General features: G+C 55.7%; 19 protein-coding genes. 7 read left to right on the forward strand and 12 right to left on the reverse strand.

The features are described 5' to 3' along the window. Positions 1–15 precede the first annotated feature (15 nt). Positions 16–771 carry a phosphate/phosphite/phosphonate ABC transporter substrate-binding protein gene (locus L0664_RS13470; protein ID WP_235226404.1) on the forward strand — a complete coding sequence of 252 codons (756 nt, stop codon included), beginning with the start codon at positions 16–18 and terminating at the stop codon, positions 769–771. Here L0664_RS13470 and L0664_RS13475 read toward each other — a convergent pair. The 3 genes from L0664_RS13475 to L0664_RS13485 are packed head-to-tail and all read right to left on the reverse strand — an operon-like array spanning position 762 to position 3,755. Next, the gene (locus L0664_RS13475) at positions 762–1,766 is read right to left on the reverse strand and encodes an ABC transporter substrate-binding protein (RefSeq protein WP_235226405.1); all 1,005 of its coding nucleotides are present in this window, start codon (positions 1,764–1,766) and stop codon (positions 762–764) included. The genes L0664_RS13470 and L0664_RS13475 overlap by 10 nt on opposite strands. Continuing rightward, the gene (locus L0664_RS13480) at positions 1,745–3,097 is read right to left on the reverse strand and encodes a sensor histidine kinase (RefSeq protein WP_235226406.1); all 1,353 of its coding nucleotides are present in this window, start codon (positions 3,095–3,097) and stop codon (positions 1,745–1,747) included. Before L0664_RS13480 ends, L0664_RS13475 begins: the two co-directional genes overlap by 22 nt. Further along, entirely contained in the window at positions 3,087–3,755 is a 669-nt protein-coding gene (locus L0664_RS13485; protein WP_235226407.1) for a response regulator transcription factor, read from the reverse strand. The genes L0664_RS13480 and L0664_RS13485 overlap by 11 nt, the downstream gene beginning before the upstream one ends. 107 nt (positions 3,756–3,862) lie before the next feature. On the opposite strand from L0664_RS13485, the gene L0664_RS13490 reads away from it, so the two are divergent. The 3 genes from L0664_RS13490 to L0664_RS13500 all read left to right on the forward strand — a co-directional run bounded on the left by L0664_RS13490 (position 3,863) and on the right by L0664_RS13500 (position 6,906). Continuing rightward, the gene (locus L0664_RS13490) at positions 3,863–4,849 is read left to right on the forward strand and encodes a Bug family tripartite tricarboxylate transporter substrate binding protein (RefSeq protein WP_235226408.1); all 987 of its coding nucleotides are present in this window, start codon (positions 3,863–3,865) and stop codon (positions 4,847–4,849) included. Positions 4,850–4,919: 70 nt separating this feature from the next. Further along, positions 4,920–5,414, forward strand: a complete 495-nt coding sequence (locus L0664_RS13495) for a tripartite tricarboxylate transporter TctB family protein (protein ID WP_235226409.1) — start codon at positions 4,920–4,922, stop codon at positions 5,412–5,414. A 1-nt stretch (position 5,415) separates the two neighbouring features. After that, a complete protein-coding gene (locus tag L0664_RS13500; protein WP_235226410.1) occupies positions 5,416–6,906 on the forward strand; it encodes a tripartite tricarboxylate transporter permease in 1,491 nt (496 codons plus the stop codon). Here L0664_RS13500 and L0664_RS13505 read toward each other — a convergent pair. Then, complete coding sequence (locus L0664_RS13505) at positions 6,903–7,160, reverse strand: DUF1653 domain-containing protein (protein ID WP_235226411.1); 258 nt, start codon at positions 7,158–7,160, stop codon at positions 6,903–6,905. The genes L0664_RS13500 and L0664_RS13505 overlap by 4 nt on opposite strands. Next, the gene (locus L0664_RS13510) at positions 7,157–8,881 is read right to left on the reverse strand and encodes an adenosylcobalamin-dependent ribonucleoside-diphosphate reductase (protein ID WP_235226412.1); all 1,725 of its coding nucleotides are present in this window, start codon (positions 8,879–8,881) and stop codon (positions 7,157–7,159) included. The genes L0664_RS13505 and L0664_RS13510 overlap by 4 nt, the downstream gene beginning before the upstream one ends. A gap of 414 nt (positions 8,882–9,295) precedes the next feature. Here L0664_RS13510 and L0664_RS13515 point away from each other — a divergent pair, with 414 nt between their 5' ends. Further along, on the forward strand, positions 9,296–11,260 hold the full coding sequence (locus L0664_RS13515; protein ID WP_235226413.1) for a putative bifunctional diguanylate cyclase/phosphodiesterase: 1,965 nt from the start codon (positions 9,296–9,298) through the stop codon (positions 11,258–11,260). Here L0664_RS13515 and L0664_RS13520 read toward each other — a convergent pair. Beyond that, positions 11,257–14,481, reverse strand: a complete 3,225-nt coding sequence (locus L0664_RS13520) for a chemotaxis protein CheB (RefSeq protein ID WP_235226414.1) — start codon at positions 14,479–14,481, stop codon at positions 11,257–11,259. The two genes, L0664_RS13515 and L0664_RS13520, sit on opposite strands and share 4 nt — an antisense overlap. Before the next feature lie 275 nt (positions 14,482–14,756). Between L0664_RS13520 and L0664_RS13525 the strand changes: the two genes are divergently transcribed. Together L0664_RS13525 and ade are read left to right on the forward strand one after the other, a co-directional pair. Further along, positions 14,757–15,434 carry a hypothetical protein gene (locus L0664_RS13525; protein WP_235226415.1) on the forward strand — a complete coding sequence of 226 codons (678 nt, stop codon included), beginning with the start codon at positions 14,757–14,759 and terminating at the stop codon, positions 15,432–15,434. 66 nt (positions 15,435–15,500) lie between these two features. Then, the gene (gene ade / locus L0664_RS13530) at positions 15,501–17,198 is read left to right on the forward strand and encodes an adenine deaminase (RefSeq protein WP_235226416.1); all 1,698 of its coding nucleotides are present in this window, start codon (positions 15,501–15,503) and stop codon (positions 17,196–17,198) included. Between the two features lie 63 nt (positions 17,199–17,261). On the opposite strand, the gene L0664_RS13535 is transcribed toward ade, so the two are convergent. Genes L0664_RS13535 through glmS form a run of 6 tightly spaced genes read right to left on the reverse strand, consistent with a single transcriptional unit; the run spans position 17,262 to position 22,262 of the window. Continuing rightward, positions 17,262–18,137: an MBL fold metallo-hydrolase gene (locus L0664_RS13535; RefSeq protein ID WP_235226417.1), complete on the reverse strand. Its 876-nt coding sequence runs from the start codon at positions 18,135–18,137 to the stop codon at positions 17,262–17,264. Further along, positions 18,134–18,565, reverse strand: coding sequence for a YeeE/YedE family protein (locus L0664_RS13540; protein ID WP_235226418.1), 432 nt, complete (start codon positions 18,563–18,565; stop codon positions 18,134–18,136). The genes L0664_RS13535 and L0664_RS13540 overlap by 4 nt, the downstream gene beginning before the upstream one ends. Next, entirely contained in the window at positions 18,565–19,002 is a 438-nt protein-coding gene (locus L0664_RS13545; RefSeq protein WP_235226419.1) for a YeeE/YedE family protein, read from the reverse strand. Before L0664_RS13545 ends, L0664_RS13540 begins: the two co-directional genes overlap by 1 nt. Positions 19,003–19,053: 51 nt before the next feature. Next, positions 19,054–19,701, reverse strand: coding sequence for a nucleoside/nucleotide kinase family protein (locus L0664_RS13550; protein WP_235226420.1), 648 nt, complete (start codon positions 19,699–19,701; stop codon positions 19,054–19,056). Between the two features lie 60 nt (positions 19,702–19,761). After that, positions 19,762–20,448 (reverse strand): DNA alkylation repair protein, encoded by a 687-nt coding sequence (locus L0664_RS13555; protein WP_235226421.1) that lies wholly within the window; start codon positions 20,446–20,448, stop codon positions 19,762–19,764. Continuing rightward, positions 20,445–22,262, reverse strand: a complete 1,818-nt coding sequence (glmS, locus tag L0664_RS13560) for a glutamine--fructose-6-phosphate transaminase (isomerizing) (protein WP_235226422.1) — start codon at positions 22,260–22,262, stop codon at positions 20,445–20,447. Before glmS ends, L0664_RS13555 begins: the two co-directional genes overlap by 4 nt. Positions 22,263–22,264 lie beyond the last annotated feature (2 nt).

Here is a 22,264-nt window from a genome sequence, read left to right on the forward strand (position 1 = left end):
CCAAAGGACACCACCATGATTGCAAGTTTGATGATGTATCAACGTCCCCAACTTGCTGGTGCGCATGATCGATTTTGGGCGCTGATCCGCACCGAATTGGCAGCGACGGGCATAGATGCGCCCGATCATCTGTCCCAAGATGCTGATGAATTCAGCGTTTGGAAAAGCCCTGATCTTGTGCTGAGCCAGACCTGCGGCATGCCCTATCGCCTTTGGCTGCATGATCAGGTTGGCCTAGTTGGCACGCCTGACTACGGATTGAAGGATTGCCCGCCCGGGTTTTACCGCAGTGCGTTGGTGGTACGGGCCACGGATGCGCGCACAGAACTCACTGCGTTCAAAGATGCGACGTTCGCCTTTAACGAGGCGTTTTCCCAATCGGGATTTGCCGCGCCTTACCACCACACGGGTGCCATTGGGTCTTGGTTTCAAAACCGCGTTCGGACCGGTGCGCATCTTTTGTCGGCCAAAGCGGTGGCCGAGGGACGGGCGGATATTGCGGCATTGGACGCCGTGACCTGGCGCAATATTGAACGATACGGCGACATTGCACAGGATTTGCGCGTGCTGGATTGGACGGTTCCGACACCGGGATTGCCCCTGATCACAGCCGCGCGGCAGGATGCGGGTTTGATATACGGTGCGGTGCGACGCGCGATTGATGCGCTTTCGGTGCAAGATGCGGCCGACCTCGGGATGAGGGGGATCGTGGCGATCCCGAAGCAAGCCTATCTTGCCGTGCCCAATCCGCCGCGCGGCGATCAGTCCTGAATAATTGCTTCTTCCCATTCGCGCACGAACGTCTGACGCTTGAGCGCGTCCAGATAGGTCATCAATGCCGGTTCGAGGCCGATTGATGATTGTCCCGTCGGGTCCTGTCCGGAGTTCAGTGGCGGAAGCGGGAAGGCGGCGCGCGCCCCGCCTGATTGCAGCCCGATCAAATGGTTGACAAACGCCTCAGCGAGCGCCGGATCGGATGCCGATTTTGACACGAGGGCAGACCGCATCATCGTTGTCGGAAAATCCGACGGCAGGATCACCGTCAGGGTGTCTGCCGTATCCGCACGGCCCTCTGCATAGCTGCCCAACACGTTGTAGGCGACCAGAATACGCCCTTCGATCAGATCATCGATCATGTCGCCGGAACAACAATATAGCCGCGCATCAAGGCTGCCCATGACCTCCATCAAGCGCCAGAATGTTTCAGAGGTGCGGGCATCCTGTGTCGCAAACAAATACCCAAGACCCGAGCGGCGGACATCATAGGTTCCAACTTTGCCCATGAAGATGTCCGGGTTGGCGCGCAGCACTTCGATCAAATCCTGGCGCGTGCGTGGTGTTGCCAGCCCGTCAAATGCCGCCGCATTTAGCACGATTGCGGCGGGTTCCGTTGTGAAGGCAAACAGGCTGGATCGCCACTGCGCCCAATCCGGATGGCTGATCCCATCTAGGCGCTGGGCGAACCCGTCATTGGTCAGCTTAAGCTGGAGATCCATCGCGCTTGAGATCACCACATCAAAGCGGTCAGGATTTTGGCGAAATTCATTATCCAGATCGGCGGTGCCCGTTACGATGTATTCAACGGATACGTTGGGCTGACCGACAATGAAACTGTCGATGATGGGGGCAAAAAACGATGTGTCCGTGCTGGAGAGTATCCGCAGGATTGGGGTGCCGTTCGCGCCGAATTTTTGCTGGTCTTCCCAATCTTGCGCGAAACAAAAGGCAGGGAGAACCGCAAGAATTAGAACTGCAATGTAGCGCATGCGCCGCCCTCCGATCTGTTGGACAGGATCAAGGCCCCGCCATGTGCCGCCGCAACATCCCGTGCGATTGTGAGGCCAAGCCCTGATCCGATTTGGCCGTCCGTATCGCTGCCACGCACAAACCGATCAGCAAGCTTGTTGATCTCGGATGGTGGAAATCCTTTGCCTTGATCAGTGACGCTGACTGACAGATCTGGCGCCGTCTGTACCCGCACTGTCACAATGCTGTCGGCCGGGGCATATTTCAGGGCATTGTCAATCAGATTGCGAAACGCGTTTTGCAGTAAAATCGGATCGCCGTGCAGATGGGCAGGCGCGGCCGCATCGAGGATGAAATCCACATCGCGCATGTCAGCCACGGGCGTCATCCGCTGCACGAGGTCGCGCAGCAGATCGTTCAGGTCAACATCGATCCGGTCCAGATTTTCAGCGCGAAACGTCACCATCGCATGATCCAAAAGCTGCCCCGCAGCGCGCGAGCTTTCATCAATTGCACGCATCATGGATCGCAAAGCATCGCGGTTTTCGGTGTTTTCGACGCGCTGAAACGTGGCTTCTGCATAGGATCGCACCGTTGCAAGTGGCGTGCGGACGCGGTGGGCGGCTTCGGCGATGAATTCTTCGGATTGTTTCAGGGATTGATCCAACCGAAACATCAGATTGTTGAGCGATCCCACAAGTGGCCCCATTTCCGTGGGAACAGGTTTGGTGAACGGGCTGAGGTCTTGTGGGCCGCGGCGCGTGACGGATGTTGTCAGGCGGCGCAATTGGCCGATTGTCGTGGACGTGGCCCAAAACGAAAGCACTGTGGCCAGAGCAAAAAAACCTGCACCAAACACTGCGACGTTGGTTGAAATCCGGTTTAATGTGCCCGACAGCGCGTCTTGGGTTTGGGCCACGGACACTGTCACGCGGCGTGGCACATTCGCGCCAACCAAAGTGCGTGTGGCTGTGGCAATGCGCACGGTTGATCCGTCGTAATTCATGGAGCGGAACGCCTCATCGTCTTGTGTGTCCAAACCGTCGTAGCCTGACAACAGCGCGCCGTCTTCATAGACCGCGTAGAACACGCGGTCGTCGGCGTCTGTCGATAGCATCGACAGCGCGGCATAGGGGAAATCCAATTCCACCTCTCCGTCGCGCAACACAGCGGCGTCGAGGATAGAGGACACGGATGCGTTCAGGATATTGTCTTGGCCTTGTTGGGCGATCTGGGCGGCATAGGCGCGCACCACCAAGAACAACACGATCGCCAGAACCGCCGCGCCGCCCGTCAGGATCATCGCCAGTCGGTTGCGCAGGGATCGTGATACGACAACATCACCCGTCATGATCAAGCCGATACCCAAGCCCGCGCAATGTTTTGATCTGCACGGATGATCCTTCCAGATGTTTGCGCAGCCGCCCGACGTACACCTCAACCGCGTTTTCGGATACGTCGTCGTCATACGAAAACAGGCGATCGACGAGTTTGTGTTTTGAAAAAACCTGCCCGCGCGCGTTCATCAGTAATTCCAACAAGCGCAGTTCGCGGTTGCGCAGATCGATCACTTTGCCCTTGACCGTCAGGTGGCCGCCGACCGGGTCAAATTCTACGTCACCCATGCGGATTGTGCTTTGGGCTGTTCCGGCGTTTCGGCGTAAAACGGCACGGCAGCGTGCCTGCAATTCGGCGTGATCAAAGGGCTTGGTCACGTAATCATCGGCCCCAAGGTCCAGCATACTGATTCTATCGCTGACCTGACTGCGGGCGGTCAAAACGATGACCGGCGTGTTGTTTTTGCCTGCGCGGTGCTGTTTTAGAAAGCTGCGCCCATCCCCGTCCGGCAACATGATATCGAGCAGGATAAGGTCATATTCACCCACGCTTGCGTACTCTACTGCTTCGCTGATTAACGCTGCATGATCAACAAGGTGGCCATCAAGGCTCATGCGCGAACAGATGGCCCGCGCGAGCTCTTGGTTATCCTCGACCAGCAGGTATTTCATCGCGGGGGCGCCCCTTTCTTTGGTGGGTGACAGGTTTGTGTCAGCTTGTCATGATTGTGTCACACAGCGAAGCCGTGAGGAGAACGGCTATCAAATGGGAGAGAACAATGACAACTTTTAAGATGGGCCGACGCGCCCTGATCGCCACAGCTGTGGCGACCCTTGGACTTGGCACACCTGCATTCGCAGACGGCCATCAGGTCCTTGATGACGTCCACTTTATCATTCCGGGCGGCGCCGGTGGCGGCTGGGACGGCACCGCACGCGGCACAGGCGAAGCGCTTACAGAATCCGGCCTTGTTGGCACAGCGACATACGAAAACATGTCCGGCGGCGGCGGCGGTGTTGCGATCGGTTACATGATCGAAAACGCAGCCAGCCTCGAAGACACATTGATGGTGAATTCCACACCAATCGTGATCCGCTCGCTGACAGGCGTGTTCCCGCACAACTTCCGTGACCTGACCCTCGTGGCCGGTACAATCGGCGACTATGCGGCGATCGTCGTGGGCAAAGACAGCCCGATCAACACTATGGATGACCTGCTGGCGGCATTCGACGCGGATCAGGCTGGCACACCAATCGGTGGCGGTTCTGTTCCAGGTGGTATGGATCACCTCGTGGCTGCGATGGTCATGGAAGCCTCTGGCCGTGATGCGCTGGGCGTGAACTACATTCCATACGATGCTGGCGGCACCGCAATGGCGGCCCTGCTGTCTGGCGAAATCGCGGCACTGTCCACTGGTTTCTCTGAGGCGGTTGATCTGTCCAATGCTGGCGAAGTCAAAATCATCGGCGTCACAGCAGGCGAGCGCGTTGCCGCAGCCCCAGATGCGATGACAATGATGGAACAAGGCATCGACACCACGTTCGTCAACTGGCGCGGGTTCTTCGGCGCACCTGGCATGTCGGACGAAAAGCTGGCCCAGTATCAGGATGCCATCGCTGCGATGTATGACACAGAAGAATGGGAAACCGTTCGGGCCCGTAACGGCTGGGTCAACATCCACAACCCTGGTGACGATTTCCAGACGTTCCTCGAAGAGCAGGAAACAGTCATTGGCGATCTGATGACAAAATTGGGCTTCCTCTAAGAAGACCTGAGGCGGAGCGCATCACGCGCTCCGCCTTTTTTGATTTTCACTACATTTGGGGGTAGGTCGCATGGCCTTGGATCGTTGGATTGCACTTGTCCTATTGGGCATCTGCCTTGTGTACGGCTACACAGCCTTTTTCACGATGGACGAAGGATTGGCACCGTTCGCGCGCCGAAATCCCGTCTGGCCAAGCACGTTCCCCAAAGTGTTGTCGGTCTTCGGCGTTGTCGCCTCTCTCCTCATTCTATTGGGGGTTGAGAAGGGCGAGGAAAAAGTCGGAGACATAGATTACCGCCGCTTGCACGAATACAAACTGGGTCAGGCGCTGATTTTGCTGGGCCTGATGGTGGTCTATGCGTTGTGCCTGCGCCCGGTCGGGTTCTTGTTGTCCACATCGCTGTTCCTGCTCATCGGTTCGTTCGTTTTGGGCGAACGTAAATGGCTGTTGATGCTGGTGATCTCTCTCAGCGCGACCTTTATCGTCTGGTATTTGGTGCAAGAGGTGCTCGGCATCTACATGCGTCCGCTGCCGATGTTCATCACTCAATTGATCGGGGCCTGATATGTTAGAGGGTATTCTTATTGGCCTGCAAACGGCCCTGTCTTTGCAAAACCTGTTGGTCGTCATTGGCGGCTGCCTGATCGGGACGTTCATTGGCATGTTGCCGGGCCTTGGGCCGATGTCGATCATCGCGATCATGATCCCGATTGCTATTTCCATGGGCGATCCGTCCGCCGCGCTGATCTTGCTGGCCGGTGTGTATTACGGCGCGATCTTCGGGGGGTCGACGTCCTCAATCCTGCTGAACGCGCCGGGTGTTGCGGGCACCGTTGCGTCCAGTTTTGACGGCTACCCCATGGCACAACAAGGCAAGGCCGGCAAAGCGTTGACCATCGCCGCAATCGCCAGTTTTGCGGGCGGCACCATCGGGGCCATCTTGTTGATGATTTTTGCCCCAATGCTGAGCTCTGTCGCGCTGCTGTTCCACTCTGCTGAATATTTCGCGCTGATGATCGTCGGGTTGTCTGCCATCGCGGCCTTCGCAGGGCAGGGGCAGGTCGTCAAAGCATTGCTGATGACCGTGCTGGGCCTGATCATGGCCACGGTGGGCGAAGGCGCGTTGTTCAACCTGCCACGCTTCACCGCTGGCATCATGGATCTGCAATCCGGCTTTGGCTTTATCACGCTGGCCATGGCGATGTTCGCCCTGCCAGAGGCGATCTTCCTTGTCCTCAAACCCAAAAACATTGGCGACGATGGCGGCGAAATCAAGGACCTGCGCATTTCGCGCGCAGAGGCGAGATCCATCGCGCCTGTCATCGGGCGCCAATCCATCCAGGGCTTTTTCATCGGTGTTCTTCCCGGCGCCGGGGCGACGATTGCGTCCTTCCTGGGCTACGCGGTTGAACGCAACATCGCGCCAAAGCATGAGCAGGACGAATTTGGCAAAGGGTCGATCAAAGGCCTCGCCGCGCCAGAATCCGCAAACAACGCCGCCTGTACAGGATCGTTTGTGCCACTGCTGACGTTGGGTATTCCCGGGTCAGGCACGACGGCCATTCTGCTGGGTGCGCTTATCGCGTTGAACGTCACACCGGGCCCGCGCCTGATGATCGACGAGCCACAGATTTTCTGGGCGGTCATCATGTCCATGTTCATTGGCAATCTGGTGTTGCTGATCCTGAACCTGCCGTTGATCCCCTACATCGCCAAGGTCCTCGCGATCCCGCGCAATTATTTGATTCCGTTCATTTTGTTCTTTACCCTCATGGGGGCCTATATCGGGCAGAACAACGCGACAGAGCTGTTGATCCTCGTCGGGTTTGGCGTCTGTGGTATTGCGTTGAAGTTCGCAAATTACCCGCTGCCGCCCCTGCTGATCGGGTTCATTTTGGGTGGCATGATGGAAGACAACTTCAGCCGCTCGATGCAGCTTTATGGCGGGGTGTCGTTCATCTGGGAACGCCCCATGACCATGGGTCTGTTGGTGCTGGCCGTGGTCTTGGTGTTGCTGCCGGGTTACCGCGCGATGCGCGCCAAACGCGCCGTTTAAATCGGGTCTGACGGGTCGAGCGGGGCAAACCGCTCGACCTGTTCAAACTCTGCCGCTGCGCGCACCCAGACCGTCCCGAATTGATCGTCATAGATCGCCACCGGCGTGCGGGTCGCCTCATCCGTGCCAAAGCTGATCAAACGGTACAGCCCGCCCTTTTTGTGCCGATGTGTCGGCTGCCACCCCGCCCGCGCAAGGGGGGATGGCGGCACCGCGTCGGGCGCTTCGGTGGCTTTGCGAAATGGGTTCTTCATATGGATAGTACCGATCCTGTGACGTCATTGGGCCGATACGTCGTACACCCCTTGCAGCCCGCATCATAGGCGTCGCGGTAGATCGTTTTGAACGCTTGGAACGGGATGTCTTCGGGGCAGTTCACTGTTTTGGAAATGCCGGAATCCACCCATTTTTGCGCCGCGGCTTGCATGGCTACGTGATCTGACGGGCTAAGATCGGCGGCGGTGGTGAAATTGTCGGGTAATGGTGCGTCCGCGCCGAACATTTGAATGTGGCGCCAGGCGGCGTAATCCATCACGCGTTCGGTCGATTTTGTTCCGTCTGCGTTGGTGATTTTACGGGTAAACGACGTTGAAAAGATCGGTTCAATCCCCGACGACACATTGCCTGCGAACATGGATGTGGTGCCCGTGGGTGCAATCGTTGTCAGGGTGCCATTGCGCAATCCGTACCGTTTGACGGCGTCCAGCACATCTGCGTCCAATGCTTGTATGGACGGCAGTTCTAAATGGTGCGCGGCGTTATAGCTCGCGAATGTGCCGCGTTCTTTGGCCAGATGGGCCGACGCCAAATAGGCTGCGTTTTGTATGGTTTGCATCCAGCTGCTTAACAAAAACACGGCTTTGGGCGATCCGTATTTCGCGCCCAGCATCGCGATTGCGTCCGCCACACCTGTCACGCCGATTCCGATGCGGCGTTGATTTTGCGCTTGGTTCCATTGTTCTTCGAGGGCAAAGCGCGACACATCCAACACGTTGTCCAACATGCGCACAACAACCCCGACAAGGCTGCGCATTTCACCAAGATCAATGCGGGCGTTTTTTGTAAACGGCGCACTCACCAGTCGTGCGAGGTTGATTGACGCCAGCGGGCAGGTGCCATTGGGGGGCAGGGGCTGTTCTGCACAAGAATTGGTGGCAGCAATCGTTTCCATATACCGCAATGGATTGGCGGCGTTGATCCGATCGATAAACAACACTCCGGGCTCAGCGGCGCCGTAGGTTTGTTTCATGATGGCGTTCCAAAGATCTGTGGCCTTCAACGTGCGCATGACCTGACCGCTCCAGATCAGATGCCAATCACGCCCTTCGCGAACGGCCTCCATGAAGGCGTCCGTCACCATAACGCTGAGGTTGAAGTTCCTAAAGCGCGTGCGATCAGATTTTGCCATTACAAATGCTTCGATGTCGGGGTGATCACAGCGCATCGTGGCCATCATCGCGCCGCGGCCCATCCCTGTGACCAGCATCTTGCACGTCGTATCAAAAATATCCATTGCCGATAGTGGCCCCGCCGCCGGGCAATCTAGCCCGTGAACCGGTGTGCCAGACGGGCGGATTGTCGAAAAATCAAACCCGACGCCGCCGCCCATTTGCATCGTAAGGGCCGCGTCTTTCAACGTGTCCATGATGCCCGTCACTGAATCCGGTATAGTGCGCATGACAAAAGTGTTGGCCAATGTGACCCGTCGCTTTGTCCCGGCGCCTGACAGGATACGACCGCCCGGCAAAACGCGAAAATCCTGCATAGCATCAAAGAAAGCCTGCGCAATTTCGTCGCACTGCGCTGGTGTCTCGGTGGCAGCCAAGGCTTTTGCGACGCGGGCCCATGTGTCTTCGACGGTGTCGTCGATAACCTCGTTTTGGCTATGATACTGGTACTTTTGTCGCCAGATCTGCTCTGCCAATGGTTGTTCGAATCCAGCATTTTGGTGCGCAGAGCGCGGTAAGTCATACATCCAATATTCCCCCAGGCTGTATAATAATTAGTAAATTTGCCATTTCTTATGTTAAAGAAGCATTAAGCTTAAGGTTGAGTAAATAGAATTCGACGACATAAACTCAAGGTCGCAAGTAGTGTTCGGTTTTTGTGCAGTCTTTAAGCAGACGTTTACAGTTTGAGTGAGATGTAGAGGTGTTCGATGATGTTTTGGGGGACGTGATCGCGACGCGGGTACGAGGAATGGGCGCGTTTGGCCCAGGGAAGATAGCAGCGGCGACAATTAAGGCAGTGTAATTGATTTGAATAACTCGGTTGAATACCAAAGCTGCTGTGCCAGAGTAGCCGGCACCCACCGGTTTTGGCCGTTATGAAAGCGCGTGAGCTTATCCAGCATCCAGCGCCGTCAAAGGCTGTTTCTCACCTAGAAGAAATGCCTTTCGACATTGCCTATCGGCTAGACGAGGCCGTTTGGATTTTCGACATTGATTCTGCGCGTATTCTAAAGGCCAACGACGCGGCGTGCCGGTTGTGGCAAGCAGACACCGAAAAAGAGCTTTGCGCGCGAAATCTTGGACAAGATATGTCTGTCACCGTGGGCAAGCGGCTGAAGCAATATCAGACCGATTTTCTGAATAGTGACGCAAAATTCACCGAACTTTGGACGTTGTTTCCCAATGGCGAACCCCACAGCGTCATGGTTACCTACCGTGGCTTTGCGTTGGCTGACGGGCGCATGGCGATGCAGTGTGAAGCCGTCAGCGATATTGGTGATACGCCCGAAAACCTGCGCAGTGCTGAGGCGCTTTTGCACACCGACGTTCTGATTACGTTGTTCAGCAAGGATGGCCCGCCGCTTTATCTGAATCCTGCATCGCGCAACGCTTATGCGGGGGGGCTTGATCATTTTGAGAATTTGTTTGTCGATCCAGTCGAGTGCCGCAAATTCATGTCCCAGATTGATATTGTTGGCGAACATCGCGCTGTGACAAAGTTGAAGACGTCCAATGGTGTGCGTTGGTTTGATTTGTCGGTAAAAACCTGTTCGGACGCAGCGACAGGTGAACCGGCAATCCTGATGACGGCCATTGACGTGAGTGAGCTGAAAGAAGCCCGCGACACCGCGCGCCATTTGGCTGATCGTGACCAGCTGACGGGTTTGCACAATCGCGCTTATCTGCAAAACCACTTATTGCGTCCTGATGCAGATCGAAGTGCGCGCAGTGCGTTGATCTTTTTTGACGTCGATCGTTTTAAGTTGATTAATGATCGCTACGGGCATGAAGCCGGTGATACTGTACTACAAGCCATTGCCAAAAGAGCATCCGGCACCTTCCGCGCGAGCGATCTTGTCGCGCGACTTGGCGGCGATGAATTTGTGGTGCTCGTGGAATCCTTTGTGGATGAGGTTGATTTAGAGGCGCGCATCGGAAGATTGCGCGCTTCGATTTCAGATCCGATTGTTCACGATAAAACCCGTATCGATGTCGCAGTCAGTGTGGGAGTCGCTGTATTTTCGCCCGGGTCGTCCGATCTGAGCGAGGTTCTGCGCGAGGCCGACATTGCGCTTTATGCATCCAAAAAAGCGGGGCGGGATCAGGTCACGTTTTTCACGGACGAAATGGGAACGGCAGCCAAGGCACGTGATCTTCTTGAAATTGAATTGGCGCGCGGCATCGAGAACGACGAATTTGTGCTGCACTACCAACCCAGGATTGATGTCGCGTCCGGTCAGGTTGTCGGTGCAGAAGGGCTGGTGCGCTGGATGCATCCGACCCGGGGGCTCATTTTGCCAAGTGATTTTATCGCCGTATGCGAGGAAACAGGCCTGATCGAGGATTTGGGGCGCAAAGTTCTGGAACAAGGGTGTGAACAGGCAATTAAATGGCATCGGGCAGGGCTAGAACTGGATGTGTCTTTAAATGTTTCCCCTCGTCAATTCAGCGATCCCGCTTTGCTTGAAACACTGTTCAGGCTTGCCAATCTGCCAGATTTCCCATTGGGACACATTGAACTTGAGGTGACAGAAAACGTTCTTATCGGTGATCCAGACGCCATTGCCGAAAAGCTAAAGGCGATCACGGCGATGGGCTACAACATCGCCATTGATGATTTTGGCACCGGCTATTCGAACCTTGCCTACATTTTGCGGTTTCCGCTGACCTGTATCAAGATTGACCGATCGTTTATTTCGCAGCTGCCGTCATCCGGGCCATTGGTCCAGTTGATTATTTCGCTGGGGGAGCAGACAGGCGCGATGGTGGTGTCCGAAGGCGTCGAAACACACAAACAGCTCGATTGGTTAAGAAAGCACGATTGCGCACAGGCACAAGGCCATGTCATCGCGCCGCCTTTGCAGGTCGCCAAATTCGAAAGTTTCCTCGCGAAGGGCCGCTAAGCTTTGGCGAAGGCGCCAACAACTTTTGTCAGTCGACCCTGGCTGTTGGTGATTGCAATGCCGTGGCTTCGGATCATGATTTCGGTGCCGTCCTTTCGGATCAGACGTGCTTTGAAATTGAACTCACCACCGACTTTACTGGCCGCATTCACACTGGCCTCAACCATTTCGACGTCGTCTGGATGATAAAAGCGCACGGCGTCATCATAATTCGGCTCACCTTCGCTTTCGGGCACGCCGTGCAGATCGAAGACACGCGGTGACCAATAAAGTTCGCGTTCCACCGGATCGAGTTCCCAGTATCCGAAATCTGCGATTTCCTGAAGGTGGCGGAACCTGTCGATTAGGGCGCGGGTTTGGTCCGTGGCGTTGATAACGTCCGTAACATCGGACGCAATCATATAGATGGTCGGGTCCATGGTCAGTGGATCAAAAAAGCGGTGCCGTTCCAGCGCTAAATAGACAGGGCTTTCCGATCCTTTTCCCATCATTTCAAACGTTTCAACGACGCCTTCGCGTTCGCCTTCCAACACCAGCTCATCGTACACACGCACATCGTTTGCGATCTTTTCAGGAAGGAAATCAAACAGATTTGCGCCTTCGGCTTCTTGGCGGGTAAGGCCAAGCGTCTTGGCCGAGCTTTCGGAAATCCGGATTATTTGCCCGTCGATCTTGCGGTTGATGACATGGATATTGGACGCGCTGAGCAGCAGTTCCATTTCGCGCGCGAGGCCCGGGAACTGTGTTGCCACCATCGTCAGGCCAAGGATTTTGCCGTGTACATCAAAATATGGCGTACAACTGAGAACGACACGCGTGCCATCGGATGAAAATTCTTGTTCCGTGGTCGCGCCAAGGCGCAAGGTTTCGCTGCAAATCGGTGCAAGGGCCGGATACCCGTCCGGCAACACGATCTGGCTGATGTGGGGCGTCGCAACGGGCTGCTTGATGCCGAACAATTCGGCAGCGGACGTCGTTGCCTGCGTAATCTGCAAGGCGCTGTCGGTTACCAAAATCGCCAAAGGCGTGGATTGTAAAACTGACGTCAATTCACCTGTCCGCCCGCTGAGCTCGGTCGCGGTGATCTGCAGTTCTTCGTTGACGGTAATCAGCTCTTCGTTCGTGGATTGCAGTTCTTCGTTGGATGTTTCCATCTCTTCGTTCGTGGCCTGCAATTCTTCGTTCGTGGATTGCAATTCCTCGTTTACCGATTGAAGTTCCTCGTTTGATGTTTCCAGTTGTTCAATCGTTTGTTGCAGGGCCTCACGCGTGACGGCGACTTCGTTTTCCAGTTCTTTGATCCGCTGAACAACGGATTCACCCGCGCTTTCAAGGCCTTCCATATCGGTTATGTTGTCGCGAGGTTCCTCGGTTTCGTCAAAGGCGACCACGGCAATACGCTCGTTCATGCCCAATGCGATAATCGGAAAGACCCGAAGTTGGATATTGTTGCCCGACGATCCTAATTTGCTGTGCTGAATGCCGCTGCGATACCGTTCTGTACGCAGGCTGATCGCCATGAGGCTGCGAGCTTCTTCGCGCAGCGGGCTTTTCAGCAAATCAAGGTGCATTTTCAACTTGCTGCTTTGGTCAACCTGAATGAACGGGCTGATATCGCCCTGAACTTGCAGGATATTACCACCTTCTGTGACCAGCATAGATGTCGGCCCCAAGGATTTTACCAGTGCTGCAAACATCTGGCTGTCTGGTGTGTCACTGTTTTCGTTTTCGTTCCGGTTGGCGTCGCGTGCGGTGTAGCGTGGAACTGCCGGCATGCTGAATGCGCCGCGGCCCGATTTGCTGAGGGCGCGTTTGCGATACACGTGGAATTTGGATTCGTCCTGCAGGAATAATTCGTCTGATCCTGCGATGCTTTCGGCGGTTCCAAGAAACAAAAGTGCATTGGATGCCATGGCATAGTGGAACCGTGCCATGACTTTCTTTTGCAGGGAGCTTCCGAAATAAATCAATAGGTTGCGGCAGCACAGTAAATGGACCCGTTGAAAAGGGGGGTCCTGACATACGTTGTGATCCGAGAACAGCACGGCTGCACGCAATTCATCAATCACTCGGATGCCGTCACCATGGGGGACCAGGTATTTTGAGGACAGGTTTTTGGGAATATCGGCAAGCGCGGCGTTGCCATAAATGCCAGCGCGGGCAATTTGCAATGCTTCTTTATCGATGTCGGTGGCGAAAATCTGAACTTTGTCTCGCAACGGCTGGTCAGGGCCGCCGATGGCTTCGGCGATCAGCATCGCGATGGAATAGGCTTCTTCACCGGTGGCGCATCCAGCAATCCAAACCCGCAACGGGCCGTCTGGCCGTTCTGCCAACATTTTCGGCAGCATCTGCTTGAGGCTTTCGAATTCATCTTTGTCGCGGAAAAAGCGGGTGACGGATATCAGCAAGTCTTTGAACAACGCGTCCACAGCCTGCGGGTTGTTGCGCAGAAATTGCGTGTATTCGTCTTGGCTCTCAATCCCGAGAGCAGTCATGCGTCGTTCAATCCGCCGCGTTATTGTCGTTTGTTTATATTCGCGAAAATCGACGCGCGTGCGTGCAAGCAGAATTTGCAGAAGGTCCGATACAGGCGTTTCTTCCAAGGCCTGATTGCGGAATGCGGAGAAATCGCGCTTGGATGTCAGGATTTTATTCAAATGCGTACCAATTTCGACAGGGCGCAACACAAGGTCGACACAGCCCGTTTGAATTGCAGACTGCGGCATGCCGTCATACTTTGCGCTTTCTGCGTCTTGGGCGATCGTGATGCCGCCTGCCTCGCGAATGGCTTGCACCCCGTAGGCACCATCCGTACCGGTGCCCGACAAAATCATCGCCATCGTTTTGGCACCGTGATCGTCCGCCAGGCTGAGCAGAAAACGATCAACAGAGGGCTTCGGCGCGGCGGGCATTTCGCTTGGGGGTTTCAGGCGCAAAAGGCCATCTTCCAGAATGATGTCTGCCTTGGGCGGCGTAATATAGATGACGTTGGCTTCTGGGCGCACGCCGTCTTCTACGTCTTTTACGATCAACGATGTCTGGCGGCCGACCAGTTCTTTCAAAAGACTTTTGTGATGGGGCGACATATGCTGCACGACCACATAAGATACAGGTAAATTCACCGGAAGCGTTGCGACCAGTTCGCGGATTGCTTCCAACCCGCCCGCAGACGACCCGATCGCAATAATCGTTAGGTCTTCGACTTTGTCGTCTTTCATTGGTCACCCCACCCGTGATCTATCGATGCAACCATAGCGGAAGTTGGCATCCTGCTGCTACGGTTAATGCACCCACAGCGCAATTATCTTAATTTGCGTTTGATAGTGGTTAATAAAATACCAATGCCCCCATGCCATATGCGGTATTTCAGGGAATAATCCCCTAAAAGGGTTAACAAAAAGAAAATATTGGGGATTACCGCCCATCTTAACGATTTTTCAATTCTTATTACTTATTTATGGACAATGAGTGTGAAATTTTAGGGGGTGGTCATATGCAGTTGGTGGCTCAATCAGAATACGGCGCAACCCTGACGAGTGGTCATCGCCTCGTCGTGAATTTACGTTCACGAGAGGGCCGCCCCGTCGAAGTCCGTTCTTGTGAGGTCATTGGCACCCACCATCGCAACCGTTTTACGTTTCCGTCCCAGGTGACAGTTGATGACGTCTTTGTAGATCTTATCGCGGAAGGTGTGCATCAGTGCCTCGCGTCGTTGTCTGATCGCACCGAGGTTGTCTCCCTTCCGTCCGTCGCGCTGGAAATTCCGGGACTGTCTTTGGCTAAGGTAAACTTGATGTCGACCAAGACAGATGATGGGTCTTTGGGCATTATATTGCGTTTCAAAATGCTGCTGGGCGGCGTCGCGCGGGCATTCCGACCTGAACTCGGGATTGAGGATTCAGTGCCGGATTATTCCTCGCATATGTCCGCGCTGGTGCTGACGGATATCGTGTTGCCCTTGCTGGACCTGTGCGAAGTGGCTGACAGCGGTATGTTAAAAAACACGAGCGAATTTGCAGATTTCATGGACACGTTGATTGAACGATCGCGGGATGTGCGGTTCCAGGCAGAATTGATCAAACGCTTTGTGGCGGGGGCGGGCAATGCGAATGCGAAGCCACGGATGAACAATCCTGACCGCCCGCGTGTCGAACTTGCGTCGCAACGATAGCGGCGCCAACCGCTGGACGTTCCCGCGCTGATCAGGTCTTTTGTCTAAAAAGGCAGGAGAACGCGAATGGCACCTCTTACAGATCGCATTACCCAAGGGCGCGGCGACGCCCCTGCTGACATTGTGCTGCGCGGTGGGCGTGTCTTTGACGTTATTACAGGCGCGATGCTGGACGGCGACGTGGCGATTTGCGGCGATACGATCGTTGGCACGTGCGACACCTATGAGGGCAACGAGGTGATCGACGTCAGCGGGCTGACGCTTGTGCCAGGCTTTATCGACACGCACCTTCATATTGAATCCAGTCTCGTGACGCCGTTCGAATTTGATCGCCTTGTGACCCCTTTGGGTGTCACCACCGCCATTTGCGACCCTCATGAAATCGCCAATGTGCTGGGTGTTCCGGGGATCCAGTACTTCCTAGATGCCGCGCTTGAGACGGTCCTAGATATCCGCGTGAACCTGTCGTCATGCGTACCATCCACCACGATGGAAACGGCCGGTGCGCGGATTGAGGCCGCCGATCTGATCCCATTGCGCGATCATCCGCAGGTGATTGGCCTCGCCGAAGTCATGAATTACCCCGGGGTCATTCATCGCGACCCGGGCTTGATGGCGAAGCTCGAAGCGTTCGAAGGCGGGCATATCGACGGCCACGCGCCGATGCTGTCTGGCAAAGACCTTAACGCTTATATCGCGGCGGGTATTCGCACCGAACACGAAGCGACCAGCGCCGATGAAGCCCGCGAGAAGTTGCAAAAAGGCCTGCGCGTTTTGATTCGCGAAGGGTCGGTGTCCAAAGACCTTCAGGCGCTGTTGCCATTGCTGAATGAACGCACTGCCAGCTATATGTGTTTTTGCACCGATGATCGCAATCCGTTGGACATTGGTGAACATGGCCACCTTGATTATTTGATCCGCACCGCCATCGCGCAGGGGGTGTCGCCGTTGGCGGCCTACCGCGCAGCGTCCCTTTCAGCCGCCGAAGCCTTTGGTCTTAAAGATCGCGGGCTTATCGCGCCGGGGCAGCGGGCTGATATCGTGGCGTTAAAATCACTTGAGGACTGCGATGCGCAGATGACGTTGTGTGGTGGCATCCATGCTGCCAAAGCGGCCTTTGAGGCGCGTAAAATCACCACGACAATCGGGCGCAATTCAATCAAAGCCCCCAACGTCACGCCATCAGACTTCCGCACATCGTCTAACCGCGCGCAAACGGATGTGATCGGCGTCATTCCCGGTAAAATCATCACGGATCATCTGCATGAGGTGATCGAGCCAACCAATGGTGACAAAACCCCCGACATCGCCCGTGATCTTGTCAAAATCGCCGTGATTGAACGCCATGGTATCAACGGCAACATTGCGACGGGTTTCGTCAAAGGCTTCGGGCTGACGTCCGGTGCCATTGCCTCAACCGTGTGTCACGACCATCACAACATCGCCTGCGTTGGGGCCGATTACGACGACATGGCAATCGCGACCAATCGGATGACGGACCTGGAAGGGGGCTTTGTGGTGGTGCAGAACGGGAAAATCCTGGCCGAACTGGCGCTACCCGTCGCCGGATTGATGAGCCTTGAGCCCTTTGAACACGTCCGCGAAAAGCTTGAAACACTGAGGGATGCGGCAAAGTCGCTCGGCGTCACCCTGGAAGAACCCTTCCTGCAACTCGCATTTCTTGCGTTGCCTGTGATTCCGATGTTGAAAATCACAGACCGCGGAATGGTCGATGTGGCAAAATTCGAAATTATCTCGTCGTAGTCGCCGCCCCTTCATCTAGGCCAAAAAACTCCCGCCGGAGGCTTCATCCCCGTCCACCAATTCCTAAAGCCCGTTGACGGGCACCTTCAAAACCGGATTTCCGTCCTTATCCGTCGGCACATGGCCTGCACGCATATTGACCTGCAAAGCAGGGATGATCAGTTTCGGCACCGCCAATTGTGCGTCCCGCTCTGTGCGAAATGCGATGAAATCTTCGCGGCTGGATCCGCCACCCACATGAATGTTCGCAGCTTTTTGGTCTGCCACAGTCGTTTCCCATGCGATCGCGCGCCCGTTTGGTCCATAATCGTGGCACATGAACAGACGCATTTCGTCAGGCAGGGCCAAAACTTTTTGGATGCTGTCATACAGCTCCCCCGCGTCACCGCCCGGAAAATCGGCCCGCGCCGATCCGCCATCCGGCATGAATAACGTGTCGCCGACAAAGGCAGCGTCGCCCATCACATGAACCATACAGGCCGGAGTGTGACCCGGTGTGGAAATGGCAAAACACGCCATCCCACCCACGTCATATGTATCACCGTCTTCAAACAAGGCATCAAATTGCGAACCGTCGCGCTGGAATTCAGTGCCTTCGTTAAACACCTTTCCAAAGGTTTCTTGCACGACCATGATCTTTGATCCCACACCGATTTTGCCGCCCAATTGGTCTTGTAGATATGGGGCCGCGCTCAGATGGTCCGCATGGACGTGGGTTTCGATGATCCAATCGAGGATCAGACCACGCTCTTTGATCCGCGTGATCAGGATGTCTGCGTGATCTGTTGTGATCCGTCCGGCGGCGTAATGAATATCCATCACGCTGTCGATGATCGCACAATGATCCGAATTCGGGTCTTTGGCGATATAGCTGATGGTGTTGGTCGCCTCGTCAAAGAAGCCTTCGATGTCGGGTTTTGTGTTCATGTTGATGGTCATACTGTCACTCCCACTTTGCTGCGGCTTTGTATCAGTTTTGCAGCAATAATGCCGATGATCATGGCACATGTGAAGATCAGCACGTTTGAATCAAGCGTTCCGATGGCGGGCAGGGCACCACCGGGGCAAAATCCCGCAAGCCCCCAGCCGACACCAAATGCGGCAGACCCTGCGATCAGGGTGCCGTCAACGCGCATCAATGTCGGCAGATGAAACACGTCATCCAAACGCGGGGCGGGGCGGCGCAATACAAAACGATATCCCAGCGCCGTCACACCCAGCGCGCCCCCCATCACAAACGCGAGCGACGGGTCCCATGTTCCTGCGATATCGAAGAAATTCAGCACTTTGGCGGGGTTGGCCATGCCGCCGAAAATAATGCCCATCCCGAAAATCAGGCCGATTACATAAGTGATCAAGAACCGCATCAGATCGCCCCCCCGACAACGTGCCGTGTGATGTATACCGTAACAACGGCCGCAATCATGAACACAACCGTGGCCACCAAAGAACGCGGCGACAAGCGCGCGATGCCACAAACACCGTGTCCGGACGTGCAGCCACCGCCAAAGGTGACGCCAACGCCGACGATCAGCCCGCCCACGATCATTGCTGTTGTTGAAACAGGGACTTGAACGGCAACTGTTTGGCCGCTGATCAGCCAGTATAGTGTTGGGGCTGATATCATTCCGGCCAACAGGCTTGCGCGCCAGCCCCGATCACCGCTGTGATTGGGCATCAGCACGCCGGCCAGGATTCCAGTGGCCCCCATGACGCGGCCGAAATTGGCCATCAGCAGGACCGCAGCGAACCCGATCAATATACCGCCGCCAAGCGACGCGAGTGGTGTGAATTCTGTGGGCATTTCGGGACTCCAAGATCAGTTTGTTAAAACATATCCCAAAAATGGAATGTTTCAACTGCTGATCGTGCCGTCCGCTGCCAGCGTGATTGTGGCGGGCAATGCTTTGTCCAGAACGCTTTGCGCATTTGGCACGTCGTTGGTGGTCGCGCGGCGCGTCGCGGCCGTCCGGCTGAACCCGTGGCCCAGCCAACGCTGGATCAACCGCGCACGCAGTTCTGCGATGGGGACATCAAGGCGTACTGACAAGGTCCACATCGGGGCAAGGTTGAACCATGGCGCATCATCAAACAGCAGGTAATTGCCTTCGACAATAACGACCTCCGCGCTGGCAGGCACCACCTTTGCACCTGCAATCGCAATGTCGCGCGTGCGGTCAAATTCAGGAATTGCCACATCCACACGTTCTTTCAAGCGTCGCATCAGATGGACAAATCCGGCCCCGTCAAACGTATGTGGCGCACCCTTGCGCGCAAGATCACCGCGCGCCTCAAGTACCTGATTGTCCAAATGAAATCCATCCTGTGGCACCACAGAGGTTTCGCATTTTTGGGCATTCAGACGGCGCGCCAATTCGGTGGCAAGCGTGGTCTTGCCGCTCGCGGGTGGGCCCGCAATGGCGACCAGAACCCGCCCCGGCCCATCGCGCAAAGGCTGGATGCGTTCGGACAACAGGTTGATTTGAGGCGTCAGATTGATCACGCGCGGACCCTTTTGTTTTTGGGCAGTGTGCCGTGCGCGCGCGGGCAGGCCAAGTGTGGACTATCGCGGTGGCAGATTTCGGCTTGCGTCCTTGCGCAGCGACGGTTTCATCTTGTCGCCATGGGCATCGAGGAATGTCCACACCCGTGCGGCGTCATGACGGCCGAGTTCGCGCAACCACCACGACACGGATTTCTGGATGAACCACGCCGGGTCGTTTGTGTAATCCGCGGCCCACCCCAAGATACGTTCGCGCGCTTCCAAATCTGCAGGCTTGGGATTGTTCATTTTTGTCCACGGCAATGTCATCACCAATGCGGCCCGTTTGGTCCACATGTGATCGGATGTCGTCCAGGTTTCGACCTCATCAATGCGGGTGGGGTTTGCGATCAAGCGGCGCGATCCGGCGCTGCAAACGTGATCGGCAATGGCCCAGCCATCAAACTGCGGCACCCAGGACGTAATCAGCGCCCATGCGGCGTCATCCGGTTTGATGCGTGCCTGCACCAACAGCTTGGCTGCGGCAACGCGGGCTTCGTGGATATTGGTGTCCCAAAGATCAGAGGCAAGCGTGAGGCGTTCGTCCAACGACACCTCAGCGCGCCACGTTTTGACAGCGGCATCAATCACCGGATTGGCAACGCCAAAGTACGGACGAGGAGCCTTATGATAGGCCGCCATTTCAGCCGCCTTTTGCGTGTTTGCCTCAGCCTGAAGGGTTGAGATCGCGTCCCCAATCGTAATCATTCGACTGTCACCGATTTGGCGAGGTTGCGCGGCTGATCCACATCCGTCCCTTTGGCGACGGCGGTGTGATAGGCGATCAGTTGTGCTGGAATCGCGTAAAGGATTGGTGCGACAAACGGGTCCACCTCTGGCATCAAAATGGTCTCCCAAACGCCATCACCGGCTTCTTTTGCGCCTTGTTTATCGGTGATCAACAGCACCTTTCCGCCACGCGCCATGACTTCTTGCATGTTGGAAATCGTCTTGTCGAACAGCGCATCACGCGGGGCCATGACGATCACTGGAACATGCTTGTCGACCAATGCGATAGGCCCGTGCTTAAGTTCACCTGATGCATAAGCTTCGGCATGTATATAACTGATTTCTTTTAATTTAAGTGCGCCCTCGTGGGCAAGTGCGTACATGGGGCCGCGACCCAAAAACAGAATGTCGCGGGCTTCTGCCAATAGCTTGGACACGTCGTTCGTCCGCTCACCCAGTGACAAGGCCTGATTCATCAGCGCGGGCACAGATTTGATTTTTTCAAGCGCCTCGGCGGCTTGTGCGGCGTCCATGTGTCCGCGATCCTGCGCGGCTTTCACGGCCAAAATCGCCAGCACCGTCAATTGGCATGTGAACGCCTTTGTCGATGCCACACCAATCTCTGCGCCAGCCAAAATCGGCAGGGCGAGATCGCTTTCACGCGCGATGGAGCTTTCGGGAACGTTCACGACCGACAGGATTTTGTCTGCCTTGCCTTCGCAGTACCGAAGTGCTGCCAAAGTGTCGGCGGTTTCGCCGGATTGGCTCACGAAGAGGGCGGCGGTGCCTTTGGAAATCGGGGGCTCACGGTAGCGGAATTCGGATGCGACGTCGATTTCTACGGGCATGCGCGCGATCTGTTCGAACCAGTATTTTGCCGTCAAACACGCATAGAATGCTGTGCCACAGGCGACCATTGTCAGCCGATCAATGGACGCGAAATCAATGCCACCGTCGGGCAATTCTACCTGACCGTCCTTGATGTAATAACCCAATGAATTGGCCAGAACGGACGGTTGTTCGGCGATTTCTTTAGCCATGAAATGCTTGTGACCACCCTTGTCGACGGACGTGGTGTCAATCTGGATGACGCGCATTTCGCGGTTGGCGATACGTCCTTCGCCGTCGATAATTTTCAGGCTGTCGCGGGTGATATAGGCAATGTCGCCTTCGGCCAAATAGGTGATCTTGTCGGTCATCGGGGCGAGCGCGATGGCATCTGAGCCCACAAACATTTCCCCGTCACCGTGCCCAACGGCCAGCGGCGATCCTTTGCGCGCAGCGATCATCAAATCTTCTTCACCCTCGAACAAAAAGCACAAGGCATAGGCCCCCTCAAGGCGCGCAATCGTGCGCGTGGCCGCGTCATGCGGATCAAGTCCCTCATCCAGATAGCTTTGCGTCAGAAGCGCAACAGTTTCGGTGTCAGTATCCGTTTCATAACCAACACCCTGTTTGGCAAGCTCTTCGCGCAGGTCGCGGAAGTTTTCGATAATCCCATTGTGAACAACGGCGACACGTTGGGTCTTGTGGGGGTGGGCGTTGTTGACGTTCGGCTGACCATGGGTTGCCCAGCGGGTGTGCCCAATACCGGATTTCCCGGCAAGCGGGTCGTGCACCAACAAGTCCTGAAGGTTAATCAATTTTCCAACCGCACGGCGACGATCAAGATCACCGTCATTGACAGTGGCAATGCCCGCGCTGTCATAGCCGCGATATTCAAGGCGTTTCAGGGCCTCAACGAGGATCGGGGCTGCTTCGTGACGTCCAAGGACACCTACAATTCCACACATAA

It is taken from the genome of Octadecabacter dasysiphoniae (assembly GCF_021532615.1).
Taxonomy (GTDB): domain Bacteria; phylum Pseudomonadota; class Alphaproteobacteria; order Rhodobacterales; family Rhodobacteraceae; genus Octadecabacter; species Octadecabacter dasysiphoniae.

What these genes read in the sequence shown, in the direction of transcription:
- L0664_RS13500 (WP_235226410.1), top strand. Translation starts at nt 5,416, where the DNA reads ATGTTAGAGGGTATTCTTATTGGCCTGCAAACGGCCCTGTCTTTGCAA.
- L0664_RS13505 (WP_235226411.1), bottom strand. Translation starts at nt 7,160, where the DNA reads ATGAAGAACCCATTTCGCAAAGCCACCGAAGCGCCCGACGCGGTGCCG.
- L0664_RS13495 (WP_235226409.1), top strand. Translation starts at nt 4,920, where the DNA reads ATGGCCTTGGATCGTTGGATTGCACTTGTCCTATTGGGCATCTGCCTT.
- L0664_RS13485 (WP_235226407.1), bottom strand. Translation starts at nt 3,755, where the DNA reads ATGAAATACCTGCTGGTCGAGGATAACCAAGAGCTCGCGCGGGCCATC.
- L0664_RS13470 (WP_235226404.1), top strand. Translation starts at nt 16, where the DNA reads ATGATTGCAAGTTTGATGATGTATCAACGTCCCCAACTTGCTGGTGCG.
- L0664_RS13540 (WP_235226418.1), bottom strand. Translation starts at nt 18,565, where the DNA reads ATGCGGTTCTTGATCACTTATGTAATCGGCCTGATTTTCGGGATGGGC.
- L0664_RS13535 (WP_235226417.1), bottom strand. Translation starts at nt 18,137, where the DNA reads ATGACCATCAACATGAACACAAAACCCGACATCGAAGGCTTCTTTGAC.
- L0664_RS13515 (WP_235226413.1), top strand. Translation starts at nt 9,296, where the DNA reads ATGCCTTTCGACATTGCCTATCGGCTAGACGAGGCCGTTTGGATTTTC.
- L0664_RS13480 (WP_235226406.1), bottom strand. Translation starts at nt 3,097, where the DNA reads ATGACGGGTGATGTTGTCGTATCACGATCCCTGCGCAACCGACTGGCG.
- L0664_RS13520 (WP_235226414.1), bottom strand. Translation starts at nt 14,481, where the DNA reads ATGAAAGACGACAAAGTCGAAGACCTAACGATTATTGCGATCGGGTCG.
- L0664_RS13555 (WP_235226421.1), bottom strand. Translation starts at nt 20,448, where the DNA reads ATGATTACGATTGGGGACGCGATCTCAACCCTTCAGGCTGAGGCAAAC.
- L0664_RS13510 (WP_235226412.1), bottom strand. Translation starts at nt 8,881, where the DNA reads ATGTATGACTTACCGCGCTCTGCGCACCAAAATGCTGGATTCGAACAA.
- glmS (WP_235226422.1), bottom strand. Translation starts at nt 22,262, where the DNA reads ATGTGTGGAATTGTAGGTGTCCTTGGACGTCACGAAGCAGCCCCGATC.
- L0664_RS13545 (WP_235226419.1), bottom strand. Translation starts at nt 19,002, where the DNA reads ATGCCCACAGAATTCACACCACTCGCGTCGCTTGGCGGCGGTATATTG.
- L0664_RS13490 (WP_235226408.1), top strand. Translation starts at nt 3,863, where the DNA reads ATGACAACTTTTAAGATGGGCCGACGCGCCCTGATCGCCACAGCTGTG.
- ade (WP_235226416.1), top strand. Translation starts at nt 15,501, where the DNA reads ATGGCACCTCTTACAGATCGCATTACCCAAGGGCGCGGCGACGCCCCT.
- L0664_RS13525 (WP_235226415.1), top strand. Translation starts at nt 14,757, where the DNA reads ATGCAGTTGGTGGCTCAATCAGAATACGGCGCAACCCTGACGAGTGGT.
- L0664_RS13475 (WP_235226405.1), bottom strand. Translation starts at nt 1,766, where the DNA reads ATGCGCTACATTGCAGTTCTAATTCTTGCGGTTCTCCCTGCCTTTTGT.